Here is an 8,383-nt window from a genome sequence, read left to right on the forward strand (position 1 = left end):
TCTTTCTTAACGATCCGGAATATTTCTGTAGTTAACTCGTTTCTTACGAACGTCCGTTCTTTTTTGGTTTCAGTTGTTTCAAAAAATTAAGAGCTTTTTCAAACCGATTTTTCAATTTTTTATAAATAAAATCATAATCTTAGAGCTAGATTGAACTTGCTAAAAATACTGCAATCCTTATAATCGCGGGCGTGCGCACGATTTAGTTTGGTCAAACAAAAAAGCAATGAGACAAGGCAGAAAACAAGGCAAATTCGGGCTTCTAATCCCGGTACTGACAGGCTTCCTTAGCGTGTCTGCCCTTGCTCAGCAAAACCAAACACCTCCCGCAGGCCCGTCCGCTGGTGCTTTGTTGCAAGAGCTTCAAAGGCAGGTTCCTGCTCCTCAAGCATTGCCGGCGCCGCAAGCCCCAAAACTAGCTCCCAAGCCTCAAGAAGCCAAGCCCAGTGAGGCTCGCGTGACGGTGCAAGGCTTTAAGGTCGATGGCAATCAAAGTTTGGGAGACCTCGTCATTCAAGAGACTTTGCGTCCATGGATTGGCAAAACAATCCCGTTTGAAGAGCTGCAGAAGGCTGCAGATGCACTCGCATCCCTTTATAAGGTCAACAACCGCTTGGCTCAAGTCAGTGTCCCACCTCAGCGTATTGCCGATGGTGTTGTGACTCTCAAGGTGCTGGAGGCGAGATTGGGTGTAGTACATGTCGATTTGCCCAATGGCCCATCTCGCTTTGGTGAAGAGCGTGCCCGCCGCTACCTGACGGATGCTAACCGGCCCTCTGAAATCATCAATACCCAGGCGGTGGAGCGATCGATTTACGTGTTGAACGAAACCCCAGGCATTGCGGTAGCCAGCCAGCTAGAGCAGGGCAAGAACGAAGGTGAGGTTGATATTCGTTTGAGCTTGAGCGATACCAAGCCCTTTAGAGGCCGCCTGGAAGCGAATAATAACGGTAGCCGCAGCACCGGCATCTTGCAAAGGGTAGCAGCTGTTTTCTTTGATGGGATTGGTGGTATTGGCGATCAACTGAGCCTCTCCAACATTAAATCTGAAGGCTCTGACTACTCACTCGCCAGTTATTCCTTGCCGCTGAATACCGATGGTTTGCGAGCAGGAGTGTCAGCCAGCTACCTTGACTATGAAAACGTGGGTAAGTACGCCTTCCCCGTTAATCAGGGCGGCGGTTTTGGTCGTGCTCAGACGATTGGCGTGAATTTAACTTACCCCTTGCTAAGAAGCCCAGGAGCCAATAGCAATTTAACCGCCGGCCTAGATCGTAAGAACTATCTCAACAAACAACAACGCGATGGCAGCCATACCAGTGAATATCGAATAGATAACATGGTCTTGGGTTACTCAGCCAATCGATATGATTCATTTGCGGGTGGTGGCGTCACTCAGGGCGGTATTACCCTGACTAAAGGGCATTTAATCTTTGGAGCTGAGAACCCTAGCACCTATGGGCGCTACACGCCAACGACCTTTACCAAGGTCAACTTTAATCTATCACGCAGCCAGCAAGTTGTGCCCGATGCGACAGTCCTCAATATCAACCTCTCCGCCCAGATTGCCTCAGTTGACCTAGATTCTGCAGAAAAGTTCTACCTGGGTGGTCCTAATGGTGTGAGAGGTTACCCAGGGTCTCAGGGAGCTGGCTCACAAGGAGCCATGATCAACCTTGAGCTACAACAGGCTCTTGAGGATAAGGTTGTCGCTTCATTTTTTTATGACGCCGGATTTGTTGAGCAGTATCGTGAGAAGTACGCCTTCGAGCAGATGAAAGGTCGTACTGGCGCGGATAACACTTACAGCTTAAGCAGTGTAGGTGCTGGACTGAAGCGCGCCGATAAGGACATCGTCTGGAGTACAAGTATTGCCTGGAAGCTGGGACGCAACCCGCTTTTGGACAATATGGGTAATGGCGTTAATAACGATGGTCGTTCTAAGAGTGCCTACATTTGGGCTCAGGTTCAGTGGATCTTTTGATGAAGCTACATCATCTAGCCCCTTTCCTGATGGTACTCTCGAGCGGTTTAATGGCTCAAACTGCGGTTGATGCTTTGCCCAGTGGCGGTAAGGTTGCTATGGGGCAGGCTACGATCAATCAAACCGGTAACACGATGAACGTTGTCCAAGCAAGCCAACGTGCCGTGATCAACTGGGACAGTTTCAATGTGGGTGCTCAAGCAAAGGTCGAGTTCGTTCAACCCAATGCCCAAGCCAGCACTCTCAATCGTGTGGCCTCCGTCTCTGCTACCCAGATTGACGGCATGCTCAAGGCCAATGGCCAGGTGGTTATTGCCAACGCCAACGGAGTTGTCTTTGGTAAATCCGCTCAGGTCGATGTGGGCTCCATGGTGGCTACCACCATGAACATCAATGATAAAGACTTCATGGACGGTAAGAGCACCTATAAAGGCAATGGTCAGGGATCTGTGGTGAACTACGGCAAGATCCAGACCAATGATCCCAAAGGCTATATTGCTTTATTGGCCCCAGAAGTCCGTAACGAAGGCTATATCTTGGCTCGTGGTGGCGCCGGTGCTGTGGCACTGGCTAGCGGCAGCCAAGTGACCCTAGACTTCAGAGGTGATCAGCTTATGACCGTCAAGGTCGATGCTGCTGCGTACAAGAGCCTGATTGAGAACAAGCGCTTGGTTCAGGTGGATGGGGGCTTGGTCGTGATCGCAGCTAACTCCGCGGCCCAGCTGATGGGCTCAGTCATCAAGAACAGTGGCCGTATTACCACCAGCTCCATGGTCAATAACGGTGGGGTGATTGAGATCCTAGCAGACACGGTTCATAACCAAGGCAGCATTACAGCCAACGCCAAAGGCGAGCAGGGCAATGGCGGTCAGATCAATATCAGAGGTAACCAGATTACCCTCGCAGACACAAGCAAGATCAAAGCCAACGCCAAGACCCAGGGCCATGGTGGCCAAATCATCATCCTCTCCAATGAGAAGACCTATGTCTCAGGCCTGATTGAAGCCAAAGGCGGTAAGCTCCAAGGTAACGGCGGCTTTGTCGATACCAGCTCCAAGAAGATCCTCGAGATCTCAGGTACTGCCAAGGTCGATACCAGTGCCAGCAACGGTAGAGCTGGTACATGGCTTTTAGATCCTATGGATCTGACAATAACCACAGACTCTGCTAGGGTAATCAATGCAGCGTTGCAAAATAACAACGTCACGATTGAGGTCCAAGGCAATGTCTGTAGCGGGGGTAGTTGTACCCAAAATGGCTCCGGTAACCTGACCATTGCCCAGGGTGTAACGATTACCAAGACAGGAACTATCCGCACGAGCTTAACCTTCATTGCCGATGGGACCTTCTACAACTATGGCACCATCACTCAGGCAGCCGATAGTCTCTTAGATGTGATCATCCAAGCCAAGGATGTGAACTTTGCCCTGGGTAGCCAGATTGAAGCCAATACAGTCACAGTCACAGCGACCCAAACTGTGACCGGTTACGGCACGATCCGAGGCCAAGGAGTTAATTCACTGGTTAATATCCTCGCCCAGGTGTTTAACTTCCATGGGGTGATTGCAGTCAACAGTAACACCCAACAGGGGGGTACGATACGCATCACCGCTCAAGACTTAACCTTGAATCCGAACTCACGATTGGAAGCGAATGGTTACGAAGGTGGGGTAATTACACTGAGCGCTAACCAGACTGGAACTATTCATATCGAAGCCACGGTTCAAACCAATGGATCAAATGGCAGAGGTGGGGCAATTAATATCTCCCAAGCAGCTGATATACACATTCATCAAGCCATTATTCAAGCCAACGGCGAAAATGGCGGCAATATTCAAATATTCACCGACTCCGGTGATTTAATCCTCCAAAACACATTAATCCAAACCAACGGTTCAAATGGCCGAGGTGGATCTATGGGATTATCCGCCACGAATCACACGATTATCCAAAACTCCAATATCGAGGCCAAAGGATTTAATCAAGGTGGCACACTATTAATCGGCAATGATGCGAATAATGGCACATTGCCGTTTTCTATTTATACGGACATTAATAGCAATACCATAATCAGCACCGACAGTATTCATCAACAAAATAATAACTTTGTCGGTGGCTTTATTGAGACCTCGGCTCACACATTAAATCTACTCGGTACTATTAATGCCGGTAGAGGTGGTATGTGGTTAATTGATCCAGTAGATATTTATATTGGAAATTCTTCAAATCACAATATCTTAAATACTGTTATTAATACGGCACTTCAAACTTCAGATGTAACAATTAATTCAACTGGCTCTGGTTCTTGCTCAGGAGTGAGTTGTACTACTCTCTCTGGCTCCTATGGCGACATTTGGCTCTTAGGTGCTATCGATAAATCAGGTTCTACTTCAACAACGCTAACCTTGATTGCGCATAGAAGTATTTTAATAAATGCTCCAATTACTAATTCTGGTTCAGGTTCACTGAGTGTTGTATTAACTGCTGGCGGTGAGGTTCAAGTCAATCAACCAATCTCAGTCAAGGGTAGTTTGGAGGTAACAAGCGCCAATCAATTTACAACTGCTTACCTGACAAATGTAACCGCAAATAACGGTATTACAAAAGTGGCTGGTGGCGGTTTAACTTCTCTAGGCGGTGATCTGATAACTAGTAATACGCCTATAAGAATCAATGGTAATTTATTGATACGTAGAGATGTTTCGCTAACTAGTGCTGGTGGAGATATCACAATTACAGGATCTGTTTCGAGTATTACTACAGCAGTTACAACATACACCTCTTCTGGCACATCTACTTTTACAACAGGTGTAGGGGTAACCTCTGTTGAAGTAATGGTCATTGGTGGTGGCGGCTCTGGTGGTGGTTCTGTAGGTGGTGGCGGTGGTGCTGGTGGCGTTGTCTACTATTCAGTCTATGGTGTGTCTGCTTCAACTTCTTATACAGTGAGAGTGGGAGGGGGTGGCGCAGGAGCAGCTCCATCTGGAAATGGAAATGTTGGTGGTGATTCAGCTTTCGGAAGTATATTAGCTGTTGGTGGTGGCGGTGGTGGTAATGCCTCTAATAGTGGCTCAGGGGCTGCGCCAGACTCCGGAGGATCTGGTGGTGGGGGACAATGTTATGGAGCTGGGAACTGCAGTTCTACCGGTGCAAGTGGGTCTGTTAGTCAGGGTAATGCTGGTGGTAGCTATGTAGGTACATATAACCTTGGCTCCGGCGGTGGCGGTGGCGGTGCCCTTACTGCTGGCTCTAATTCCACTAACAATGGTATTGGTGGAAATGGTGGTGATGGTGTTAGCTATGCGATTACAGGGTCTAGTGTTACGTATGCTACAGGTGGTGGAGGTGTAGGCCACAATGGTTCAAATAACGGGCTGGGTGGTAGTAACAACATAAATGGTAATGCTGCCACTAATGGCGGAAGTTCGCCTGGCGCTGTGCGTGCCAATACCGGTTCTGGAGGTGGTGGTCAATGGCTCTATGCCTCAGTAGGAAATTCTCAAGCTGGTTCGTCAGGTATTGTTGTGGTCCGTTATGTCACTAGTGGTGGATCAAGTTTAACTATTGATGCTGGCGGTGGTACATCCATGATTGCTGGCTCAGTTTCAGGTTCCACAGCCCTAATAAAAAATGGGATCGGTCGCTTAAATTTAACTGGGTCCAATACCTATACCGGCGGAACAACTGTTACTGCCGGTACATTAGGTATTTATAAAAATGATTCATTGGGCAGTGGTACTCTGACCCTTTCTACGTCAACAACATTGTTGCTAGGCCGTGCTGTTACAAACATTCAAAATGCTATTAATCTAACAGGTAATGCCACGATAGATCTTGACACGAGCGTTGAATACCTCGTAGTTGGTGGCGGTGGTGGCGGTGGTGCGCATGTGGGTGGCGGTGGTGGCGGTGGTGGTGTTTTGACAGGTTTTTTGGATGCAACACTTAATTCGTATGGTGTTTTAGTTGGCTCTGGTGGTAGTGGCGGAGTTATGACTAATAATAATTGGAATACTCCCACAACCTCTGCTGCACGTAATGGTGGTTCATCATCTTTAGGAAGTCTGACGGCATTAGGAGGTGGTGGTGGTGGTCAGTGGACATATATCGAACCTAATCAACATAATCTTGGCACTCCTGTTGCATCAGGTGGTGGATCTGGCGATGCGACTTCAGGGGGGGCTGGTACAGCTGGCCAGGGTTTTGCAGGGGGTAGTGGTGACGGAACTAGTAATTATGGCTATCAAGCCGGTGGCGGCGGCGGCGCAGGCGGTGCAGGACAAAGTTTTAACTACACCACCGGAGGAACGGGTTCTGGTGGATCAGGTAAGGGTGGAGTTGGCCTTCTTGTAGCATGGGCAGGCTCCTTGGGTTTTGGTCAAAACGGTTATTTCGGTGGTGGCGGTGGTGGTGGTCTACATACTAGTATGTCAGCCTACAATGCTGGAGCTGGTGGGCTGGGCGGAGGTGGTAGTGGTTCCGAAGCAGCAACACCTGCAACATCTGGCTCTCCTAACACCGGTGGTGGTGGCGGTGGTGCAGGTTTGCAAAGCACCCAAAATTCGACTGGCGGCAATGGTGGATCAGGTATTGTAATTGTTCGTTATTTAGGCGCTAGTGCAGCAACTGCGGGAGGTACCACGACTAAAGGAGAAGCTACTGCAGGCTCTGGGTCTGCGTCTGGCTATACTCTTCATACATTTACTGATACTGGTTCAAGCACACTAACTTTTGGAAATTTAGAAGTTACTCTTTCTGGAATGATTTCTGGCAGTGGCCGTTTAGCTGTTAACGCTGCTGGCGGCAAAATTACATTAACTCAACCGAATACTTACAGTGGTGGCACCAGTGTTTTGGGCGGTTTAGTGATTGCTGGTATAGCGTCCACAGGCGCTATTACCAATGGTCCATTTGGTACTGGCACAGTAACGATCAACTCTGGTTATACGGTTGATCTAAACGGTTTTAATGTTGCTAACGCATTTAACCTGAGTGGCACGGGTATCAATAGTGATGGCGCTTTAATTAACTCTAGTTCAACTGCAGTAAGTGTAAGTGGAACAATCACATTAGCAGATAATAGTTCTGTTGGTGGGGCAGGAAATATCACTTTAAGTGGTGATTTATTAGGCTCATATGGGTTGACCAAGGTTGGAGCCAATACGCTCACTTTAACTGGTGTCACCAATGGCACAACTACAACAACAATCTCCGTTGGAACATTAAAAATTGGCAATAGTGGTACTTCTGGTGCTTTGGGTTCAGGAGTTATTACAAATAATGGCAGTCTAATCATAGACCGATCAAATGCAATAACAGTCACAAATGATATTTCTGGTTCTGGTTCACTAACCAAAAATGGATCAGGAACGCTCACTTTGACTGGTACTAACACTTATGCGGGTGCCAGTAACATTAATGTTGGAACATTAGAAGTGTCAGGCACTGGCAAGCTTGGTAATGGTAACTACACAAGTGCACTGACAGTGGGTGCTTCTGGCGTGTTTACTTTTTCAAGTTCTTCTGATCAAACATTCACTAATATAGCTACTGGTGCTGGAACAGTTAATTTAAATGGCTCTGGTACTGTCACTATCAGTGGAGATCAAGATTTTACAGGCACTATCAATGTTGCACAAAATGTCACAATGACCGGTGGATCAAACGCCCCTGTTGCTGGTTTAGGTAACGCTACAGCCATCAATATCAATTACGGTGGTACGATCACAATGGCAACCACGTCCGACCATAATGGATTCATTGGTAATGGATTCCGTTCAGGTTTAACCTTAACCATTAATGCAGGCGGTACCCTCACGTCTGCCACAGGGTCCACAGACACTTTCCACATTAATCCAGGAAGTTTTATTCTCAATGGAGGAACATTGGCTTGGGGTGGAAGCTCACCTTCTCAGTGGGGATCTTGGTATTTAGGATCCGCAATAACTGTCAATAATGATTCCACTATAAGTGCACGGTTCTTGACATTAAGATATGGTGGTGGAACATCATTTAACGTTGCTAGTGGTAAAACTTTAACAATCAGTGGCACAATTATTTCTTCCACCGAGGCCACCTCTTGTGCCTGTGATGCCGAACCTCTCAAGATCAATTCTTCTGGCGCAACTGGTACAGTCGTACTAGGCGGCAACAACACCTATAAAGGCGATACCAGTATTTCTGCAGGTACCTTAAAGCTGACAGGAAGCCTCAGTAATTCGACAGACGTCATTATGAGTAATGGAGCCATTTGGGATCTACAAGTAACCCAAACAATTGCAACTTTAACAATGGCAAGTGGAAATAGTATTACTCGCTCTACCGGAACTTCTAGTCTGACTATTTCGGGCGTGTCTACTATTGCTAATTCCATTACTACGAGCGGTACACAAACATATA

2 protein-coding genes are annotated in these 8,383 nt (G+C 47.5%); both read left to right on the top strand.

What is annotated here, in order from left to right; genetic code table 11:
- Nucleotides 1-292: 292 nt before the first annotated feature.
- Nucleotides 293-1,984 (top strand): ShlB/FhaC/HecB family hemolysin secretion/activation protein, encoded by a 1,692-nt coding sequence (locus ICE94_RS08335; RefSeq protein ID WP_216150784.1) that lies wholly within the window; start codon nt 293-295, stop codon nt 1,982-1,984.
- Nucleotides 1,984-8,383: glycine-rich domain-containing protein (locus tag ICE94_RS08340; protein ID WP_216150786.1), on the top strand; the 6,400-nt coding region annotated here is incomplete at its 3' end. The genes ICE94_RS08335 and ICE94_RS08340, both read left to right, overlap by 1 nt.

Source organism: Polynucleobacter sp. MWH-Loch1C5, from assembly GCF_018881775.1.
Taxonomy (GTDB): domain Bacteria; phylum Pseudomonadota; class Gammaproteobacteria; order Burkholderiales; family Burkholderiaceae; genus Polynucleobacter.